Here is a 19021-nt window from a genome sequence, read left to right on the forward strand (position 1 = left end):
CGCGGGTCGACTAGGATCGGTCAGCATGACCCAGCTTCCGCTGCGGGCCCAGCTCGCGAGTGCCCTGGGGCGCACCGCCGCCACCTTGTCGAGGGTCACCGGGCGTGGTGACGGGTCCGTGATCGGCGGGCGCGTCGGCCTGGTGCTCGAGCCCGACCTGCTCAAGCAGCTGGCCAGGGACCGCAAGCTCGCGCTCGTCAGCGCGACCAACGGCAAGACCACCACCACGCGTCTCATCACCTCGGCACTGACCGAGCTGGGCGAGGTGGCCACCAACGCGTTCGGCGCCAACATGCCCGCCGGCCACGTGTCCGCGCTGTCGGCCAACAAGGCCGCGCCGTACGGCGTGCTCGAAGTGGACGAGAAGTACCTCCCCGAGGTGCTCGACACCACCGGCGCCAGCGTCGTGTGCCTGATGAACCTCAGCCGCGACCAGATGGACCGCGCCGCCGAGATCTGGCTGCTGGCCCAGAGGTGGCGCAGGGCGCTGTCGGGCAAGCCCACCCACGTGATCGCCAACTGCGACGACCCGCTGGTCACCTGGGGCGCCTCGACCGCCGCCAAGGTCACCTGGGTCGCCGGCGGGCAGCGCTGGAAGGAAGACTCGTGGAGCTGCCCCGAGTGCGGCGGGCCGCTCGATCGGAAGGGCGCCGACTGGGCGTGCCGCGAGTGCACCTTCCACCGTCCCGAGCCCCACTGGGTCCTCGACGACGACGCGGTGATCGACCCCAGGGGTGACCGCTGGGTGCTCGACCTCCAGCTGCCCGGCCTGGCCAACCGCTCGAACGGCGCGATGGCGCTGGCCGTGGCCGAGGCGTTCGGCCTGCACGTGCAGTCGGCGCTGCCCAGGCTGCGCGAGGTCACCTCGGTCGCGGGCCGCTACACCACCGTCCAGCGTGACGGGCGGGCCGCGCGGCTGCTGCTGTCGAAGAACCCGGCGGGCTGGCTGGAGGCGTTCGACGTCTCCGACCCCGCGCTGCCGATCATCCTGTCGGTCAACGCCCAGGGCCCCGACGGACGCGACACCTCATGGCTGTGGGACGTCGACTACCGCATCCTGCGCGGCCGTCCCGTCTACGTCACCGGGGAGCGCCGCCTCGACCTGGCGCTCCGGCTCGACGTGGCCGACGTGCCGTTCCAGCTGTGTGAGAGCTTCACCGAGGCGTTCAACGCGATCCCGCCGGGACGGCTCGACGTGATCGCCAACTACACCGCGTTCCAGCAGATCCGATCGGAGTTCGGCCGTGCCGTCTGACAGCTCCCTGCGCCTGGTCTGGATCTACCCCGACCTGCTCAGCACCTACGGCGACCAGGGCAACGTGCTCGTCCTCGAGCAGCGCGCCCGCCGCAGGGGGATCGAGGTCGAGACCATCCACGTCCGCTCCTCCGACCCCGTTCCCGAAACCGGCGACGTCTACCTGATCGGCGGCGGCGAGGACCGGCCGCAGATCCTCGCGGCCCAGCGGCTGCGCAAGGACGGCGGCCTGCACCGCGCCATCGCCAGGGGCGCGGCCATGCTGGCGGTGTGCGCGGGCTACCAGATCATGGGCAGCACGTTCGGCGGCGAGGAGGGCCAGCCGGTCGACGGCATCGGCCTGCTCGACATCTCCAGCACCCGCGGCCCCGCCCGCGCGGTCGGCGAACTGGTGGCCGAGGTCGACAGCGCGCTCAGCCTGCCGACGCTGTCCGGCTTCGAGAACCACATGGGCGTCACCCACCTGGGCCCCGGCGTCAAGCCGCTGTCCCGCACGATCGTCGGCACGGGCAACGGCGACGGATTCGAGGGGTGCTTCGCGGGACACGTCGTCGGCACGTACCTCCACGGCCCGGCACTCGCCCGCAACCCGGCACTGGCCGACCTGCTGCTGGGGTGGGCGGTGGGCAGCACGCTCGCCCCGATCGACGACACCTGGTACGACCGCCTCCGCAAGGAACGCCTCGACGCAGTCTCCCCCCGCTAGCCATCTTTCCGTCGGTCCGGGCTTCTCTTCTTGGTCCTGTACGGCATGCCTGTCTGGCGCCTGGTTCTCTTCTTGGTCCTGTACGGCATGCCTGTCTGGCGCCTCCGTCGCAGCGTGGTGCGGTCCGCCGAAGGCGCCCGCCCAGCGGGACTTCGGCTGGCCACCGCTACGGCGCCCCCAAAACCGACACCCCAATCCCGCATTCGCCGGAGACTGCTACGTGGGCGGGCGGCCGCGCGCCGGGCGGGGTGAGGGCTGGGCGGTGGACCGGCGGCGACCTGGGCGGAGGGCAGCGCGGCGTGGGGTCTGCGGCGGCGCTCATGGGGCTCGGGCTCGCGCTGGAGCAGTCGGAATCTCCACCTGTGATCCCGTTCGCCGGTGTTCAGGGGCCGCCGTGGCCTACCTGGAGCGCGAGGCCGTCATAGCGAGGTGGGGATCGGGGTCCGTAGCGGTGGTCGGCCACCGGCTCTCGGTGAGCGTATCCCTGGACAGACGCCAGCCCCGCGCCTGGGGTGGCGCTGGGGTGGCTTGCCGTACGGGGTGGAAGGCCGGATGGTCGCGTCCTGCGCCAGCCATGGCACAGATATCGCCGCGTCCTAGGCCAGCCACGGCACAGAAATGGCCGCGTCCTAGGCCAGCCACGGCACAAGAAAGGTCGCGTCCTGTGCTTGCCACGGCACAGACACCGAGCGACGGACGCTTAGTAGACGAGGGCTTGGGCGCCCTCGGCTACGGCTTCCTCGACGAAGGCGGGCGCGCCGGCGATCCGGACCCCGTCGATCAGGTCGTCCACCGTGATGTCGCGCCGGGCGGCACACTGGGTGCAGACCGTGACGCGTCCAGCCGCGAGCACCGCGTCGAGCAGGTCCTCCAACGGCGCGGCGTGCGGCAGGCTGAACTCCTTCGCTCTGCCGGGGAGTGCGAACCAGGAGGCTTCACCCGTCAGCCACAACGAGACGGGAACGCCGCTCGCCAGCGCGGCGGCCGCGACCGTGAAGGCCTGGTTGCATCGCTCGGGGGCGTCGGCCCCCGCAGTCACCTTGATCACCAGTGATCGTGCCATGCCGTCAGCCTAGACCGAACCACTCTTCCCGTCCGCACCCAACCACCTCCCAACCCCCGCCTCGATACCTCGGCCCCGCCGAACCCCTGCTTCCGAGATCCCTGCTTCCGAGATCCCTGCTTCCGAGATCCCAGCCTCCGAGATCCCTGCCTCCGAGATCCTTGCCTCCGAGATCCCTGCGCCCCCGCTAGCCTCCCGACTCCCTGTGGGCTGAGGTTTTGACGGGGTCGGTCGCTGTTGATCTCGGATGGATGCGCTCCCCATCGCTCAACCCCCTCGGACGCCCTACGCTTGTGTGACATGGAAGAACCTGAAGTGCATCCCGACCTCGAGCCGATCGCCTGGCTGCTCGGCAGGTGGGAGGGTGCGGGCGTGGGCGGCTATCCGACGATCGAGAGCTTCAACTTCGGTCAGGAGATCGAGTTCGGTCACAACGGCAAGCCGTTCCTGACCTACACCAGTCGCACCTGGCTGCTGGACGACGCCGGTGACCGGGTGCGTCCCCTGGCCACCGAGACCGGCTACTGGCGTCAGCAGCCCGACCGCCAGCTCGAGGTGCTCCTGACGCACCCCACCGGCATCGTCGAGATCTACGTCGGCGAGGTGGTGTTCCACAAGATCGAGCTTCGCACCGACGTGGTGGCGCGCACCGCCAGCGCGAAGGAGTACACCGCGGGACACCGCCTCTACGGCCTGGTCAACGGCAACCTCATGTGGGCCTACGACATGGCCGCCGAGGGTGTCGCGCTGACCTCGCACATGTCCGCCGAGCTGAAGAAGGTCGCATGAGCACTCCCTTCACCCCCGACGTGGTCGAGGCGATCAGGCGGCACATGAACGACGACCACGCCGCGGACGGCCTGCTGATCGTGCGCGGCCTGGGCGGACGTCCCGAGGCGACGACCGCGACGACGAGCGACGTGGACGCCGAGGCCATCGAGTTCACGATCGACGGCGGGGAGCGGGTGCGCGTGCCGTGGGGCGAGACGCTGACCGAACGTCCCCAGGTACGGCAGGCGGTGGTCCGCCTCTACAACGAGGCCTGCGCCAGACTCGGCGTCCCCGCGCGCGGCGAACACTGACACCTGCCACCGGACACCCTGAAGAGCCGCAGAACCCCAGCTCGCGAAAGCCCGGGCTCTGCGGGACTTCAACCTGCGAGTGCATCGGCCCTGAGTGGACTTCGGCCATTGGGCACTCCTGCTCTGCGAGGCTGCGGCCGAATGGGGGCTCGGCGGAGCTTCGAGCTGCGTGGGCTTCGGCCTGAGGGGGCGATTGGGCCGCGGGAACACAGGCTTCCGGCAGTGGACCAAGCCTGGTATACGGCCACCGGAAAGGCCCGGGAAATGGGAAGGGCCCCGAGCGTGCTCCGCCTGTCGTCAGGCGGGCTGGATGGACCACAGACGGGGATGGACCCCGTCCTCCAGCTGCTCGGAGCCCCGGTGGCTGCCTCAAATTTCGCCTCTGCGGCGTGAGACCTCCAGACCTGGTCCGGATGGTTCCGCCGCTAGCGGACAGCCACCTCGCTAGCCCAACTATGAATCACCATTGTTCGGACCACCTCCTTTCCGCGTGTTTCAAAGCTATGCGGCCCCATCCGTAACGGGCAAGCGATTATTCGTCGGCCGTAGACTCAGGACATGACCGAGACCGCATGGCACGAGGAGCTCCGCGCCAAGGGCTACCGCGTGACTCCGCAACGGCAGCTGGTCCTCGAAGCGGTCAAGGCGCTCGGGCACGGCACGCCCGAGGAGATCTGCGCCAAAGTCCAGCAGACCGCCCGCGGGGTCAACATCTCCACCGTCTACCGCACGCTCGAGCTGCTCGAAGAGCTCGGCATGGTCACCCACACGCACCTCAACCACGTCGCGCCCACCTACCACTTGGCCGCCGAGGCCGACCACGTCCACCTGGTGTGCAGGGGGTGCGGGGAGGTCAGCGAGGTACGTCCCGAGATGGCCGACGGGCTGGTGAAGGGGCTGGAGGAGGAGTTGGGCTTCGTCGCCGACGTCCGTCACCTGACCGTCTTCGGCCGCTGTCGGGGCTGCCGGGTAGCCTGACGGCATGCGTAGCCCTCTGCTCGATCTTCCTGGCGCCGTCGCGGCCGACGCCCCCGACGCCGACGTCGCCGCCCACTACGGCGACCTCTTCGCCGAACAGCGCGCGCTGGTGAAGGGCGAAGCGGTCGTCGACCGCAGCAACCGCGAGATCGTCAGGATCGCCGGAGCCGACCGGCTGAAATGGCTCAACGACCTCACCTCGCAGAAGCTCGACACCCTGCAGCCCGGTGAGTGGACCCAGACCCTCATCCTCGACCTGCAGGGGCGCGTCGAGCACCACCTCACGCTCGTCGACGACGGCGCGGCCGTCCTGGCCCATGTCGAGCCGGGCACCGCGGCGTCGCTGATCGACTACCTCGACAGGATGCGGTTCATGCTGCGGGTCGAGGTCTCGGCGGCCGACGACCTCGCGGTGTTGTCGGGCGCGTCGGAGGACTTCCTCGTGCCGCGCGCCGAGCTCGACACCCACCTGGGCAAGCCGCTGGCGGGGCTGTGGGCCTACGAGGCGCTGCGCATCGAGGGGCACCGGCCGAGGCTCGGCCTCGACACCGACCACAAGACGATCCCGCACGAGGTGGGCTGGATCGGCGCGGCCGTCCACCTGACCAAGGGCTGCTATCGCGGGCAGGAGACCGTGGCCAGGGTCCACAACCTGGGCCACCCGCCGAGGCGGCTGGTCTTCCTCCACCTCGACGGCAGCGTCGACACGCTGCCCGTCCACGGGGCGCCGGTGCTGCTCGACGGGCAGGAGGTGGGCTTCGTCGGCTCCGCCGCCCGCCACCACGAGCTGGGCCCGATCGCGCTGGGGCTCGTCAAGCGCACGGTGCCGGTCGACGCACCGCTGCTGGCGGGCGGGGTGGCGGCGTCCCAGGAGGTCATCGTGCCCCCAGACGCCGGCCGCAACGTCGCCATCGACCCCGCCCTCCGCCGCAGAATCCGCTAACCCCGAGCTCCCTTCAGGGGGAGCCGCTCTCCTGTGTCACCCGGGGTTTCTGCGGGGGAGGCCGCTCCCGTGCGTCACCCAGAGGTTCCCGTACGGCAAGCCACCCCAGCGCCACCCGAGGTGCGGGGCCGGCGTCTGTCCAGGGATACGCCTCACCGGGAGCGCGTGGCCGGCCGCCGTTACGGACCCCGGGTGTCGCTGAGGCGTGGCGCCGGTTTCACGGGCGCCGTTGCGGCGGTCAGCCGGAGTCCTGCTGGGTGGCCGCCTTCAGCGGACGGAACCACGCTGCGACGGAGGCGCCCAGGTGGCTTGCCGTACAGGATAAGGAGACGAGTCGCGCAGACCCGCGCAGAAACAGGTCAGCGGCCCGGAAGGTTGGTCGCATCTACTCCAGACATGTCCGCGCGGGGCAGATGAGCGTTCTGGGACGGGTGACCAGATGTACCGTGACGCCCTCCGGCACCGTCAGCGTGTAGAGCCCGCCGCAGTTCGTCGCCGCGCAGCTGACCTCCGCCCGGAGCCACTTGCCGTTCCACGACTCGGAGTGGTTGCGTCCGCCGTCGCTCCACGTGAGCCGTCGCTCGATCGTGAGCCGCCCCGCACCCCCGGCGACAGGGACCACCTTGACGTCCACCTCGCCCTTCATGTCGACGAACAGCTCGGTGGTCGCGATCCGGTAGACGGACACCGTGGTCTCGGTCGAGCGGGACGAGATGAGGGCGGTGTCGGCGGAGTCCTCGGGCAGGTCCATGCCGAAACCGAACGCCGATCCCAGTCCGACGACCGACACCAGGCTGAACACTCCGCCCACGAGGAGCCAGGCCCTGCGCATGCGTGCTCCTCTCAGACCTTCAGGAAGCGCAGGACGGCCAGCACCCTGCGATGGTCCTTGTCGTCGGCGCCGGACAGTCCGAGCTTGGCGAAGATGTTGTTGATGTGCTTGCCGACCGCGCCCTCGGACACGACCAGGGCCTCGGCGATGGCCCCGTTCGAGCGGCCCTCGGCGATGAGGGCGAGCACCTCGTGCTCCCTGCGGGTGAGCTGGTCGAGCGGGTCGCTCCGGCGGCGCAGCAGCAGCTGGGCGACCACCTCGGGGTCGAGGGCGGTGCCGCCCGCCGCCACCCTGCGCAGCGCCTCCACGAACTCGGCGACGTCGGCCACCCTGTCCTTGAGCAGGTAGCCGACCCCGGTGGTCTCGGTGGACAGCAACTGGCTGGCGTAGCGCTCCTCGACGTACTGGGAGAGCACCACGATCGGCAGCCCGGGGCGCTGCCTGCGCAGCACCAGCGCGGCGCGCAGTCCCTCGTCCCGGTGCGAGGGCGGCATGCGCACGTCGGTGACGACCAGGTCGGGCTGGTGCTCGCCGACCGCGCGCAGCAGCTCCTCGGCGTCGCCCACGGCGGCCACGACCTCCATGCCCGCCGAGCCGAGCACCCAGGTCAGGCCCTCTCTCAGCAGGACGGAGTCCTCGGCCAGCACTACTCGCATGGAAGCTCCACTTCGATCGTCGTCGGTCCGCCCGATGGGCTGTCGATGCGCAGCTCGCCGTCCACCGAACCGACCCGCTGCGCGAGGCCGCGCAGACCGGTGCCGCGCTCGGGCGCGGCCCCTCCTCGTCCGTCATCTCGTACGGCGAGCCGCAACCGGTCGCCCCTGCGCACGACCGTGATCGTCGCCTCGGTGGCCTCGGCGTGCTTGGCGATGTTGGTGAGCGCCTCGGAGACCACGAAGAACGCCACCGCCTCGATCGTGGCCGAGGCCCGCTGCCTGACGTCGACGCTGAGCCGTACGGGAAAGGGGGCGCGGGCGGCGAGGCCGGACAGGGCCGCGTCCAGGCCCTCGTCGGTGAGGACCGCGGGGTGCAGCCCGCGGACGAGGTCGCGCAGCTCCTTGAGCGCCTGCTTGGACTCCTCGTGCGCCTGGGCGATCACCTGGCGGGCGGGTTCGGGCAGGTCGGTGAGGGTGGCGCGAGCCATGCCGAGGTTCATGGCGAGCCAGACCAGGCGCTGCTGGGTGCCGTCGTGGAGGTCACGCTCGATGCGCCGCCGCTCGGCGTCCGCCGCGTCGATGACCTCGGCGCGGCTCTCCTGCAGCGTCTCCACCCGCTGGGCGAGCTCGTCGCTGAGGGCCGGGCCGAGCAGGGCCTTGCCCGCGATGACGTCCACCCAGGTGAACGCCCGCGCCACCAGCGGCGCGGCGAGGAAGAGTCCCACGCCGATCAGCGCGAACAACATGCCGAGCCAAGGGCGGGGCGAGATGTCGAAGGCACGTACCGACAGGAAGATCATGGCGAGGGTGCCGCCCCACGTCACCAGCAGGGCGACGGAGCCCAGGCCGTTGAGCAGCGGGCACAGCAGGTGGTAGGCGAGCTGCCGCCACGTGCTCAGGGCTCTGGCCTGCGGGACCAGCCACTTGAGCGGGTGCGGGGAGAAATCCCTGCGCGGCAGAGGGGGGATGTGGACGTTGAGATGGGCGGTGAAGCGGGAGCGCTGCAGGGCGGTGAAGAGCGGCAGCGTCCAGAACAGCAGAGCGACCGCGATCACGGGGACGGCCACGGTCCAGACCAGCAGCACCGACGCGGCCACCAGGGCCACGATCACCGCCCCTGAGAGCAGGCCGGTGAGCAGGCCGGTCGCCACGTGGAGCGTGCGGAGCCAGGTCGCCGTTCCCCAGTGGGCGCGGATCCGCTGCCAGATGGTCATGCGTCCACGGTAGAGAGCGGGGAAGGGGTGGGGAAATGGGCCGATCATCCCGGAAAAAGGTGAGGCTGGCCCTACCAGGTCAGAGATCGATGACGAGCGTGATCGGGCCGTCGTTCAGCAGCGAGACCTTCATCTCGGCGCCGAAGCTGCCGGTCTCGACGTGCGCGCCGAGTGCCCGCAGCTCGTCGATGACGGCCTGCACGAGCGGCTCGGCGACCGGGCCGGGAGCCGCGGCCTGCCAGGTGGGACGGCGGCCCTTGCGCGTGTCGCCGTACAACGTGAACTGGCTGATCACCAGCAGGGGAGCGCCGATGTCGGAGCAGGACTTCTCGCCGTCGAGAATGCGCAGCCCCCACAGCTTCGCGGCCAGCTTGCGGGCCTCCGCGGGGGTGTCGCTGTGCGTGACGCCGACCAGGACCATCAGGCCCGGCTGGTCGATCGCGCCGACGGTTCGGCCCTCGACGACGACGGAGGCGTGGCTCACCCGCTGAACGACTGCTCGCATGGGACCCCATTGTGGCGCACCCGGTCTTCCCGGCAGAACGCCCCGGTAGGGCGGTAATACACTCGGGGCGAAAGGGAGGGTAAATGTCGCTTGTTGTGGAGGTTGTCCGTTCCGGGTTCGTGGAGTCCACGCACCGGGCGAGGATGCTGACGGTGTCGGCGGACGGGAAGCCCGTGCTGATGCACGGCGCCGTGGACGCGCTGGCCTCGCCGCGCTCCTCGATGAAGCCGCTGCAGGCGCTCGGCATGCTGCGCAACGGGCTGGACCTGGACGGGGAGCTGCTCGCGCTGGCGTGCGCCTCTCACTCGGGCGAGCCGTTCCACGTGGACGGCGCCAGGAAGATCCTCGCGGGCGCCGGGCTCGACGAGAGCGCGCTGCTGTGTCCCGAGGACTATCCCGACGACAGGACCGTGACCAGCAAGGCGCGGATCTTCATGAACTGCTCCGGCAAGCACTCGGCCATGCTCGCCACCTGCGTGATCAACGGCTGGCCGCTGGAGACCTACCTGGACCCGGCTCATCCGCTGCAACGGGCGCTCAGGGAGACCGTGGAGGAGCTGACCGGCGAGCGCGTGGCCGCCACCGGGATCGACGGCTGCGGAGCCCCGCTGTTCTTCGTCTCGATGGTCGGGGTGACGCGGGCCTTCCGCGCCTTCCCCCTGGGAGCGCCGGGCTCGCCCGAGCGGCGTGTCTACGAGGCCATGACCACCCACCCCGAGTGGACGTCCGGCACCACCCGCCCCGAGGCCAGGCTGATGCGGGCCATCCCGGGGCTGATGGTGAAGGCGGGGGCCGAGGCGTTCGACGCCTTCGCCTACTCCGACGGCAGGGCGGGCACCGTCAAGATCGAGGACGGCTCCTCCCGCGCGCGCGTCCCCGTGACCGTGGCCGCGCTGCGGGCGCTCGGACTGGACGCTCCCGAGCTCGCCGAGCTGGCGACCGGTTCGCTGCTGGGCGGCGGGCGCCCGGTCGGCGAGGTACGGCTAGGCGCGTCGTAGGATCTCGGCGATCTCCCGCTGGCCCCTCTGCTCGGCGTGCCGCAACGCGGTCACGCCGTCGGAGTCGGCCAGGTCGGGGTCGGCGCCCGCGGCCAGCAGCAGCCGGACGATCTCCTGGTACGGCGCGCTGCCGTCGCCCAGGATGACCGCCTCCAGCAGCCCGGTCCATCCCAGGTTGTTGACGTGGTTGACGTCGATGCCGGTCTTGAGCACCTCGCGGACGTAGTCGACGTGCCCGCGCTCACAGGCCGGGATCAGCGAGACGCCGCCGTAGCGGTTGGTGATCGTCAGATCGGGCCTCGCGGGCAGCAGCGCGCGCATCATGGCCACACTGCCCGTCACGCCGGTGACCAGCCACGGGGTGTCGTGCTGGGCGTCGAGGGCGTTGGGATCGGCGCCCGCGGCGACCAGGATCTCCGCGACCTCGACGTGGTCCGCCGCGCTCGCCAGCAGCAGGGCGGTGCGTTGCTGGCTGTCACGCGCCTCCAGGTCGGCGCCCTCGGTGACGGCCTCCCTCACCGCGGCGGTGTCGCCCGCGGCGGCGGCTGTGAGCAGTTGGCTGTTGAGCACAATCGATCCTTTCATGCCCGGTCGCGTGGATGGTGACCCGCCCTCGGGACCGGCCGGACCCGCGCAGGCCGCCGCCGCGAAGGGGAGCGCGGCGGCGAGCGCGGCGACCAGCACGGTCCTGCGCGTCGGGAATCTGCGGCCGGACATCGCGGATCAGCCGAGCTGGCCCTGCACGGCCTTGAGACCGGCCTGGGCGAGCGCCTCGTCGATGTCGCCCGAGGGCGCGCCGCCGACCCCGATGCCCGCGATCGGGCTGCCACCGGAGGCGACCGGAATGCCACCGGCCAGCAGCAGCGTGCCGGGGATCGCGGCCAGCGCCTGGTTCTTCGACAGCGCGCTGGTCGGCTGGCCGAACGACACGGCGGTGAACGCCTTGCGCCGGGCGGACTCCTCCGTCTGCGGGCCCGCGCCGTCCCCCTTGAGGATCAGCCTGGTCGCGCCCGAGCGGTCCACGATCGCGACGGTCACGCGCTGCTTCTGCTTGGCCGCCTCCTTCTGCACAGCGTCGGCGATCTTCAGGGCGGCGTCGGCCGACAGCACGTTCGTCTGGACGACCGCGGGGGCGCCGGGGTCGGCCATGGCCGGAGTCTGTGAGACGGTGACGCCACCGACCACGGCGAGCGCGGCGAGAGTGGCGGCGGCGGTGCGGATGCGGATGCTCGTGAGGTTCATGCCTTCCACCCTGCCGTCGCGGACGGCTCCGGCCATCGCACGACCGGTCGAACCAGGGGGAAGAAATCGGTTGAGCCGAACGTCAACCGATTGGTTGATGCGGAGAGGAGGAGCGGATGGAACGCGTCTGGCTGAACCGCGCCATGCACGTGGGCTTCTTTCTCCTGCTCGTCGCCTCCGCCTCGCGGCTGCTGGTCAGGCACGGCCTCAACGCCGAGAGCGCGGTCAACGTCGGCCTCGCGGGCGTCGTCGGTCTGGTCTACGGCGTCGGAGTGGTGTTCTGGCGCCCGCTCGGCCAGCGCGGACGGCTGGCGTGGCTCGTGGCGGTGCTCCTGCTCTGGCTGGTGCTGGTCGAGCTGGCGCCGTCGTTCTCGTGGTGCGCGATCCCGCTCTTCTTCGTCTGCCTGCGCCTGCTCTCGCCACCGCTGACGATTGTGGCGGCGACCGTCCTGACGGTCGCGGTGATCGTCGCCCAGATCAACCTGGCCGACAGGTTCGACCCGAGCCAGATCCTCGCCCCCGTCGCGGTCGCGGCCATGACCGTGGTGATCTTCTGGGAGCTGCGCCGCGCGGGCATCCTGGAGGAGCGCGAACGGCTCAGCCGCGAGATCCACGACACCTTGGCCCAGGGCCTGACCAGCCAGCGCATTCTGCTGCAGGCCGCTGACCGGGCATGGGAAGGCGACCCCGCCCTCGCCCGCTCCTACCTGCGGCAGGCGATGACCGCGACGGGCGAGAACCTGGAGGAGGCCCGCCGGTTCGTCAGGGACCTCGGCCCCGCCGACCTCGCCGAACGGTCGCTGCCCGACGCGCTCAAAGCGCTCTGTGACGACTTCCGCCAGGAGGGGGCCGAGTACCCCCTCGACGACAGGACGCAGGCCGTCCTGCTGAGGGTGGCGCAGGGGGCGCTCGCCAACGCGCGCGAGCACGCCCACGCCAGCCGGGTGGTCGTCACCCTGTCGTACCTGGAGGGCGAGGTGACGCTGGACGTGTTCGACGACGGCGTCGGCTTCGACCAGGCCGCGCCCGGGCCCGGCCGGGGGTACGGCCTGCGCGGCATGCGTGACAGGCTGGCCGAGGTGGGTGGCACGCTGGTGGTCGAGAGCGTGCCGGGCGAGGGCACGGCCGTGGCTGCGAGGATCCCACTATGAAGCTCTTCCTGGTGGACGACCATCCCGTCGTCAGGGCAGGCATCGCCGCCCTGGTCGGTGGCGAGCCCGACATGGAGATCGTCGGCGAGGCGGCCACCTCACAGGACGCGGTGCGCGGCATCGCCCTGCGCGAGCCCGACGTGGTGCTCATGGATCTGCAACTCGGCGAGGGGCCCGACGGTGTGGAGACCACCCGGCTGGTCCGCGCCCTTCCGCACGCCCCGCAGGTGCTCGTCCTGACCACCTACGAGACGGACGCCGACATCGTCAGGGCCATCGACGCGGGCGCCACGGGCTACGTGCTCAAGGCCTGCCCGCCCGAGGAGCTCTTCCACGCGATCAAGGCGGCCGCCAGGGGAGAGACCGTCCTGTCGCCCAAGGTGGCGACGCGGATGATGCGCCGCATGCGCGACCCCTGGCCGGCGATGACCGCCAGGGAGATCGAGATCCTGGGGCTCCTGGCGAAGGGCGCGGGCAACAAGGAGATCGCCAGGTCGCTGTTCATCACCGAGGCGACCGTCAAGACCCATCTGGTCCACGTGTACGGCAAGCTCGGCGTCGACACCCGCACCGCCGCCGTCACCGTGGCGGTCGAGCGCGGCCTGATCCGCCGGTGATCCAGGCGACGAGTCACCGCGCTGACGGGGCGTTCGCTGCGGAGCCGGCCCCTGCCTCGGCGAGCTCGTCTTCGGAGAAAAGGGTGTCAACCACGGTGCCAGGCTCGCACCCCGATCGCCGTGCGGGCCACCGATTTGTCCGGTGGCCCCCATGGCTGGTCACGTCATGGCCGCCTCCGCCGCTCCGCCTTCAGGGCACAGCGGCAGGGTGACCGTCACCGTCATCCCGCCGCCCTCGCGAGGACGGGCGGTGACCTCGCCGCCGTGAGCGTGCGCGATGGAGCGGACGATGGACAGGCCGAGGCCCGCGCCCTTGGCGGTGACGAGGCGGTCGCCGCCGAGGCGGCGGAACGGTTCGAACAGGGACGAGATCTCGTACGGTGGCACGGCCGGCCCGGTGTTACTCACCTCGAGCTCCACCCTGTCGCCGGCCACGGTCCGGGTGGTCACTCGCACCCAGGCGGCGCCGTCGCCGGTGTTGTGCCTGATGCCGTTCTCCACCAGGTTGTGCACCAGCCGTTCCAGCAGCAGCCCGTTGCCGGTGGTGGGCGCCGGGCCGGCCGTCTCCCGCACGGTCACCCCCGCCGCCCGCGCCTGCGGCTCGGTCTGGACGACCACGTGGCCCACCACGTCCGCGAGATCCACCGGCGACCTGTCGGTGATCTCGTGCTCGGAGCGGGCGAGCAGCAGCAGCCCGGAGATGAGCCGCTCGTGGCGGGAGTTGATCTCCAGCAGGTTCTCGCCGAGCTGCTTGACCTCCTCCGAGGCCGTCCTGCGGTGCATGGCCAGCTCGACCAGGGCGCGGCCCAGGGTCAGCGGGGTACGCAGCTCGTGCGAGGCGTTGGCGACGAAGAGGCGCTGCCCGTCGAAGGAGCGGTCGAGCCGTTCCACCATGGTGTCGAAGGTGTCGGCGAGGTCCTTGACCTCGTCGTCGGGACCGTCCAGGGCGATGCGCTCGTGCAGGCCGCGGTCGGCGGCGGGGGCGGCGGCGATGCGGCGGGCGGTTTCGGTGACCCGGTGCAGCGGGGCCAGCACCCGCCCGGCGACCAGCCAGCCGGCGCCCGCGGCGGCGCCGCCGACGACGAGGAGCGCGATCCCGCCCTGGGCGATGAGGGAGGTGGCGGCGGCGTCGCGCAGCGTGTCCTGCTGGTCCTTCAGCCACTTCTCGGCGGTGGCGCCGGTGAGCCGGTCGCCGGCCTCGGTCACCACGGACATGTCCTGGTGCAGCGGCCCGCCGGTCGGGGCGGCGGACGGCACGATCTGGCTGTCGACCTTGGGGCCGGAGCCGTTGAGCTGCTGGGTGAACAGCGCGTACGTGACGCCGAGGAGCACCACCCCGGCGGCCAGGAAGAGGCCGCTGTAGATCAGGGTGAGCCGGGCGCGCAGGGTGACGCGGCGGGGCAGCGGTCCACGCGGCTTCACGGGATGCGGTACCCCACTCCGATGACGGTCTCGACCACGGGCGGGTCGCCGAGCTTGCGGCGCAGTTTGAGCACGGTGAGCCGGACGGCCCCGGTGAACGGGTCCGTGTGCTCGTCCCACACCTTCTCCAGCAGCTGCTCGGCGGAGACCGCCGCGCCGTCGGCGCGCAGCAGCTCGGCCAGGACGGCGAACTCCTTCTTCGCCAGCGGCACGTAGCGGTGGTCGCGGAACACCTCGCGCCGCGCCGGGTCCAGGGTGATGCCCGCGCGGCGCAGCACCGGCGGGGCCGCCGGGCGCGAGCGGCGCCCCAAGGCATGGACGCGGGCGGCGAGCTCGAGGAAGGCGAAGGGCTTGGTGAGATAGTCGTCGGCGCCGAGACAGAGACCGCTGACGCGATCGGTGACCTCGGCGGCGGCGGTGAGCATCAGCACCCGCGCCGCCGACCCCGCCTCGACCAGCTCGCGGCAGACGTCGTCGCCGTGGACGGCGGGCAGGTCCCGGTCCAGGACGACCACGTCGTAGTCGTTGACGGCGGCGCGTTCCAGCGCGGACGCGCCGTCGTAGGCGACGTCGACGGCATGGGCCTCCTCCCGCAGCCACTCCGCGATCGCGTCGGCGAGCATCGCCTCGTCCTCCACCACCAGCACGCGCATCCGTCGCCTCCTTCCAGGGGCCGCTCAGGCCATGGTCGCGGAGGCCGCGTTTCCTCACCGTTAGCCGTCGGGTGGAAACGCAGGGGAAACGACCCCTGCCGTTGCATGGCCCCCTGAAGCTTTCCGGCCACACCAGGAGGAGACGACACAATGCGCATGCGAAACCGGGGAACCTGGGCGGTGGCCCTGCCCATGGCACTGGCGCTGACCGCGTGCGGGGCGCCCGCCGAGGGCGGCGGCGTGGCCGGCGCGAACGGCGGCACGGCCGCACCCGCCTCCTCGTCCGCGGCTCCCACTGACCCGAGGGAGGCGGAGCTGAAGTTCGCCCAGTGCATGCGCGAGCACGGCGTCGACATGCCCGACCCGGAGCCGGGCGGCGGGATCAGGATCGAGACCCGCAAGGGGGAGGAGCAGAAGAGCGAGAAGGCCCAGAAGGCGTGCCAGCAGTTCCTGCGGGCCGCGGTCGGCGACCCGGGCAAGACGAAACCCGACCAGAAGAAGCTGGACGAGACGCTCAAGTGGGTTCAGTGCATGCGCGAGAACGGCGCTGACATGCCCGACCCGAGCCCCGACGGACGAGTCGAGCTCTCGTGGCCCCAGGGAACCTCGGAGCAGAAGATCAAGAAAATCGAGGAGGCGTGCAACGAGTTCGCGCCCGGCCCGCTGAAGCGGTCATGAGGAAGGGACTCATCGGCGTGGGCCTGCTCACAGTGGCCGCCGCCTGCACGGCGGTGGCGCTGCTCGGCCGTGGCGAGACCAGCACGGCGACGCCCGGCAGACCGCCCACCCCGACCGCGACGATCACCCGGCAGGATCTGGTGGACACCAAGACCGTCGACGGCTCGCTCACCTACTCCGGCGAGCGCGACGTGAACCCCGACGTCTCGGGCACGGTCACGTGGGTGGCCGCCGAGGGCGCGGTGATCCGCCGCGGCCACCCGCTCCTCAAAGTGGACCGCAGACCCGTCGTCCTCATGTACGGCAAGCTGCCCCTCTACCGGGAGCTGCGGCAGGGCATCTCGGACGGCCCGGACATCGAGCAGCTGGAACGCAACCTCCAGGCACTCGGCCACGGCGACGGGCTGACCGTGGACGAGCACTTCAGCTACGCCACCCACCTGGCGGTCAAGCAGTGGCAGGACGACCAGGGGCTGCCGGCCACCGGCAAGGTGGACGCCGCCCAGGTGGTCTTCCTGCCCGCCGCGGCGCGCGTCACCGCCGCCCGGGTGGCGCTCGGCGTGAAGACGAGGCCGGGCCAGCGGGTCCTGACGGTCAGCGGCGTCCGGCGCCTGGTGCACGTGGATCTCGGCACCGGCGACCAGGCGCTGGCCAGGAAGGGCGCCAAGGTCACCGTGGAACTGCCCGGCGGCGAACGCGCCACCGGGCGGATCACCTCGGTGGGCGCGGTGGCCAGGAGCAGCGAGTCCGCGCCAGGACAGGACGGCGCCACCACCATCGACGTCGACATCACCCTGGACGAGTCCCCGAGGACCAAGCTCGACCAGGCGCCCGTCGAGGTGGAGATGGAGAGCGAACGGCGCAGGAACGTGCTGGCCGTACCGGTGGAGGCGCTGCTGGCGCTGCGTGAGGGCGGGTACGGCGTCGAGGTCGTCGAGGGCGCCGCCACCCGCCTCGTGACGGTGCGGACCGGCGGGTTCGGCGGCGGCCTGGTGGAGATCAGCGGCGCCGGGCTCCGCGAAGGCATGAAGGTCGGGGTGCCCGCCGCATGAGCCCGCCCTCCGTCGTGGAGCTGCGCGACGTGACCAAGGTCTACAACGGCCACGTGCAGGCGCTGCGCGGGGTGGACCTGACGGTGGCGAGCGGCGAGCTGCTGGCCATCGTCGGCCCGTCGGGTTCCGGCAAGTCGACGATGCTCCACCTGATCGGCACCCTGGACCTGCCCTCCACCGGCACCGTGCGCATCGCCGGGTACGACATCGCCGACCTGTCCGACCGCGAGCTGTCGGCGTTGCGCGGCCGTACGCTGGGCTTCGTCTTCCAGCAGTTCCACCTGGCACGCGGGGTGAGCGCGCTGGACAACGTGGCCGACGGCCTGCTGTACACCGGCCTCTCCCCGCGGGTCAGGCGCGAGCGGGCGGCGGCCACGCTCGAGCGGGTCGGCCTCGGCCACCGGCTGGGACACCGGCCCAACCAGCTGTCGGGAGGCGAGCAGCAGCGCGTGGCGGTGGCCCGCGCCGTGGCCGGTGATCCGCCGCTGCTGCTGGCCGACGAGCCCACCGGCAACCTCGACTCCACGGCGGGGGCCGAGGTGCTGCGGGTGCTGCGCGACCTGCACGCAGGGGGCACCACGATCGCGATCATCACGCACGACCCGGAGATCGCCGCCTGGTGCCCCCGCCAGGTCAGGGTCCGCGACGGCCGGATCGTCTCCGACAGGGGCGACGGCGCCGGCCGTCCCGCGGAGATCACGAAGGGAGCACGCACGTGACACGCGACCGCCGCCTGAAGCCTTCCCGGCTCAGCCCCTCGGACGTGCTGCGGGTCGGCGCGGCCGGGCTCAGGACCCGCCCGGCCCGGGTGATCCTCTCCGCGCTCGGGATCGCCATCGGCATCGCCACCATGATCGCTGTGATCGGCATCTCGTCCTCCTCCCGCGAGCAGCTGCTGCGCCAGCTCGACCGGCTCGGCACCAACCTGCTCACCGTCTCGCCCGGCCAGACCGTCTTCGGGAAGGAGGCCAAGCTGCCCACCACGGCGCTGGGCATGGTCAAGCGCATCGGCGCGGTCCGGACGGCCTCGGCCACCGGGGCCGTCGACACCACCGTGCGACGCACCGACCACATCCCCGAGGCGGTGACCGGCGGCATCGCGGTCCGGGCCACGACCACCGAGCTGCTGACCACGCTGGAGGGCGGGGTCTCGCAGGGAACCTGGCTGAACGCCGCCACCGAACGGCAACCCGCCGTCGTGCTCGGCTCCGTGGCCGCCGAGCGGCTGGGCGTCACCAGGACCGGCGTGCGGGTGTGGATGGGCGGGCGCTGGTTCACCGTCATCGGTGTCCTGCGGCCGATGCCGCTGGCCCCGGAGATCGAACGCTCGGCCCTCGTCGGCTTCCCCGTCGCCGAGCGGCTCCTGTCCTTCGACGGGCACCCCACGACGATCTACGAGCGTTCGGCGGAGGAGGCGGTGGCGGCCGTGCGGGAGATGCTTCCGCGCACGGTCAACCCGGAACGGCCGAACGAGGTCGACGTCAGCAGGCCCTCCGACGCGCTGGCCGCCAGGGCCGCCGCCGCGGGCGCCTTCACGAACCTGCTGCTCGGTCTCGGCACGGTCGCGCTGCTGGTCGGCGGGGTCGGTGTGGCGAACACGATGGTGATCTCCGTGCTGGAGCGGCGAGGGGAGATCGGCCTGCGTCGCTCCCTGGGGGCCACGCGGGGTCAGGTGCGCGTCCAGTTCCTGTCGGAGTCGTTGCTGCTGTCCACGCTGGGCGGGGTCACCGGATCGGTCACGGGCACGCTGGCCGCCTCGGGCTACGCGCTGTCGCAGGGCTGGCCGCCCGTCGTGCCGCCCTGGGCGATCGGCGGGGCGATCCTGGCCGCGCTCGTCATCGGCACCGTCGCCGGGATCTACCCCGCCATGCGCGCCGCCCGCCTGTCGCCGACGGTCGCCCTGGCCATCCCGTAGCGGCGCCGGGGGTCAGGCCCAGCCCGGCCTCGCCGCCCTGACCCCCCGCCTGGAACCGG

General features: G+C 71.7%; 22 protein-coding genes. 13 read left to right on the plus strand and 9 right to left on the minus strand.

Annotated features, from left to right (window positions below; translation table 11 throughout):
* The first annotated feature begins 25 nt into the window (after nucleotides 1-25).
* Complete coding sequence (locus tag H4W81_RS39450) at nucleotides 26-1255, plus strand: MurT ligase domain-containing protein (RefSeq protein ID WP_192779455.1); 1230 nt, start codon at nucleotides 26-28, stop codon at nucleotides 1253-1255.
* A complete protein-coding gene (locus H4W81_RS39455; protein WP_192779456.1) occupies nucleotides 1245-1961 on the plus strand; it encodes a type 1 glutamine amidotransferase in 717 nt (238 codons plus the stop codon). The genes H4W81_RS39450 and H4W81_RS39455 overlap by 11 nt, the downstream gene beginning before the upstream one ends.
* A gap of 700 nt (nucleotides 1962-2661) precedes the next feature.
* Here H4W81_RS39455 and H4W81_RS39460 read toward each other — a convergent pair.
* On the minus strand, nucleotides 2662-3024 hold the full coding sequence (locus H4W81_RS39460) for a DsrE family protein (RefSeq protein ID WP_192779457.1): 363 nt from the start codon (nucleotides 3022-3024) through the stop codon (nucleotides 2662-2664).
* Between the two features lie 300 nt (nucleotides 3025-3324).
* Between H4W81_RS39460 and H4W81_RS39465 the strand changes: the two genes are divergently transcribed.
* The 4 genes from H4W81_RS39465 to ygfZ all read left to right on the plus strand — a co-directional run bounded on the left by H4W81_RS39465 (nucleotide 3325) and on the right by ygfZ (nucleotide 6027).
* On the plus strand, nucleotides 3325-3813 hold the full coding sequence (locus tag H4W81_RS39465) for a heme-binding beta-barrel domain-containing protein (RefSeq protein WP_192779458.1): 489 nt from the start codon (nucleotides 3325-3327) through the stop codon (nucleotides 3811-3813).
* The gene (locus tag H4W81_RS39470) at nucleotides 3810-4106 is read left to right on the plus strand and encodes a DUF2470 domain-containing protein (RefSeq protein ID WP_192779459.1); all 297 of its coding nucleotides are present in this window, start codon (nucleotides 3810-3812) and stop codon (nucleotides 4104-4106) included. Before H4W81_RS39465 ends, H4W81_RS39470 begins: the two co-directional genes overlap by 4 nt.
* Nucleotides 4107-4664: 558 nt before the next feature.
* The gene (locus H4W81_RS39475; RefSeq protein ID WP_192779460.1) at nucleotides 4665-5084 is read left to right on the plus strand and encodes a Fur family transcriptional regulator; all 420 of its coding nucleotides are present in this window, start codon (nucleotides 4665-4667) and stop codon (nucleotides 5082-5084) included.
* A 4-nt stretch (nucleotides 5085-5088) separates the two neighbouring features.
* Entirely contained in the window at nucleotides 5089-6027 is a 939-nt protein-coding gene (gene ygfZ / locus H4W81_RS39480; protein ID WP_192779461.1) for a CAF17-like 4Fe-4S cluster assembly/insertion protein YgfZ, read from the plus strand.
* Nucleotides 6028-6412: 385 nt separating this feature from the next.
* Here the strand turns inward: ygfZ and H4W81_RS39485 are convergent, their stop codons facing one another.
* The 4 genes from H4W81_RS39485 to dtd form a co-directional block, all read right to left on the minus strand.
* Nucleotides 6413-6859: a hypothetical protein gene (locus tag H4W81_RS39485; RefSeq protein ID WP_192779462.1), complete on the minus strand. Its 447-nt coding sequence runs from the start codon at nucleotides 6857-6859 to the stop codon at nucleotides 6413-6415.
* A gap of 11 nt (nucleotides 6860-6870) precedes the next feature.
* The gene (locus H4W81_RS39490; protein ID WP_192779463.1) at nucleotides 6871-7515 is read right to left on the minus strand and encodes a response regulator transcription factor; all 645 of its coding nucleotides are present in this window, start codon (nucleotides 7513-7515) and stop codon (nucleotides 6871-6873) included.
* Nucleotides 7506-8729 carry a sensor histidine kinase gene (locus H4W81_RS39495; RefSeq protein ID WP_192779464.1) on the minus strand — a complete coding sequence of 408 codons (1224 nt, stop codon included), beginning with the start codon at nucleotides 8727-8729 and terminating at the stop codon, nucleotides 7506-7508. Before H4W81_RS39495 ends, H4W81_RS39490 begins: the two co-directional genes overlap by 10 nt.
* A gap of 79 nt (nucleotides 8730-8808) precedes the next feature.
* Nucleotides 8809-9234: a D-aminoacyl-tRNA deacylase gene (gene dtd, locus H4W81_RS39500; protein ID WP_192779465.1), complete on the minus strand. Its 426-nt coding sequence runs from the start codon at nucleotides 9232-9234 to the stop codon at nucleotides 8809-8811.
* A gap of 83 nt (nucleotides 9235-9317) precedes the next feature.
* On the opposite strand from dtd, the gene H4W81_RS39505 reads away from it, so the two are divergent.
* On the plus strand, nucleotides 9318-10232 hold the full coding sequence (locus H4W81_RS39505) for an asparaginase (protein ID WP_192779466.1): 915 nt from the start codon (nucleotides 9318-9320) through the stop codon (nucleotides 10230-10232).
* Here H4W81_RS39505 and H4W81_RS39510 read toward each other — a convergent pair.
* On the minus strand, nucleotides 10218-10949 hold the full coding sequence (locus H4W81_RS39510; protein ID WP_225959007.1) for an ankyrin repeat domain-containing protein: 732 nt from the start codon (nucleotides 10947-10949) through the stop codon (nucleotides 10218-10220). The genes H4W81_RS39505 and H4W81_RS39510 overlap by 15 nt on opposite strands.
* Before the next feature lie 6 nt (nucleotides 10950-10955).
* Complete coding sequence (locus H4W81_RS39515; RefSeq protein ID WP_192779467.1) at nucleotides 10956-11474, minus strand: GlcG/HbpS family heme-binding protein; 519 nt, start codon at nucleotides 11472-11474, stop codon at nucleotides 10956-10958.
* Nucleotides 11475-11590: 116 nt separating this feature from the next.
* Between H4W81_RS39515 and H4W81_RS39520 the strand changes: the two genes are divergently transcribed.
* Both H4W81_RS39520 and H4W81_RS39525 read left to right on the plus strand, forming a co-directional pair.
* Nucleotides 11591-12625, plus strand: coding sequence for a sensor histidine kinase (locus H4W81_RS39520; protein WP_192779468.1), 1035 nt, complete (start codon nucleotides 11591-11593; stop codon nucleotides 12623-12625).
* Nucleotides 12622-13242 (plus strand): response regulator, encoded by a 621-nt coding sequence (locus tag H4W81_RS39525; RefSeq protein ID WP_192779469.1) that lies wholly within the window; start codon nucleotides 12622-12624, stop codon nucleotides 13240-13242. Before H4W81_RS39520 ends, H4W81_RS39525 begins: the two co-directional genes overlap by 4 nt.
* 159 nt (nucleotides 13243-13401) lie before the next feature.
* On the opposite strand, the gene H4W81_RS39530 is transcribed toward H4W81_RS39525, so the two are convergent.
* Both H4W81_RS39530 and H4W81_RS39535 read right to left on the minus strand, forming a co-directional pair.
* A complete protein-coding gene (locus H4W81_RS39530) occupies nucleotides 13402-14664 on the minus strand; it encodes a sensor histidine kinase (protein WP_192779470.1) in 1263 nt (420 codons plus the stop codon).
* Nucleotides 14661-15317 carry a response regulator transcription factor gene (locus tag H4W81_RS39535; RefSeq protein WP_192779471.1) on the minus strand — a complete coding sequence of 219 codons (657 nt, stop codon included), beginning with the start codon at nucleotides 15315-15317 and terminating at the stop codon, nucleotides 14661-14663. The genes H4W81_RS39530 and H4W81_RS39535 overlap by 4 nt, the downstream gene beginning before the upstream one ends.
* A 156-nt stretch (nucleotides 15318-15473) precedes the next feature.
* Here H4W81_RS39535 and H4W81_RS39540 point away from each other — a divergent pair, with 156 nt between their 5' ends.
* From H4W81_RS39540 to H4W81_RS39555, 4 genes are read left to right on the plus strand one after another with little or no spacing between them, the layout of a single operon-like run.
* A complete protein-coding gene (locus H4W81_RS39540) occupies nucleotides 15474-15995 on the plus strand; it encodes a hypothetical protein (RefSeq protein WP_192779472.1) in 522 nt (173 codons plus the stop codon).
* The gene (locus tag H4W81_RS39545; RefSeq protein ID WP_192779473.1) at nucleotides 15992-17047 is read left to right on the plus strand and encodes a peptidoglycan-binding protein; all 1056 of its coding nucleotides are present in this window, start codon (nucleotides 15992-15994) and stop codon (nucleotides 17045-17047) included. The genes H4W81_RS39540 and H4W81_RS39545 overlap by 4 nt, the downstream gene beginning before the upstream one ends.
* A complete protein-coding gene (locus H4W81_RS39550; protein ID WP_192779474.1) occupies nucleotides 17044-17766 on the plus strand; it encodes an ABC transporter ATP-binding protein in 723 nt (240 codons plus the stop codon). The genes H4W81_RS39545 and H4W81_RS39550 overlap by 4 nt, the downstream gene beginning before the upstream one ends.
* Entirely contained in the window at nucleotides 17763-18962 is a 1200-nt protein-coding gene (locus tag H4W81_RS39555; RefSeq protein WP_318782342.1) for an ABC transporter permease, read from the plus strand. Before H4W81_RS39550 ends, H4W81_RS39555 begins: the two co-directional genes overlap by 4 nt.
* Nucleotides 18963-19021 lie beyond the last annotated feature (59 nt).

The organism is Nonomuraea africana, assembly GCF_014873535.1.
Lineage (GTDB): Bacteria > Actinomycetota > Actinomycetes > Streptosporangiales > Streptosporangiaceae > Nonomuraea > Nonomuraea africana.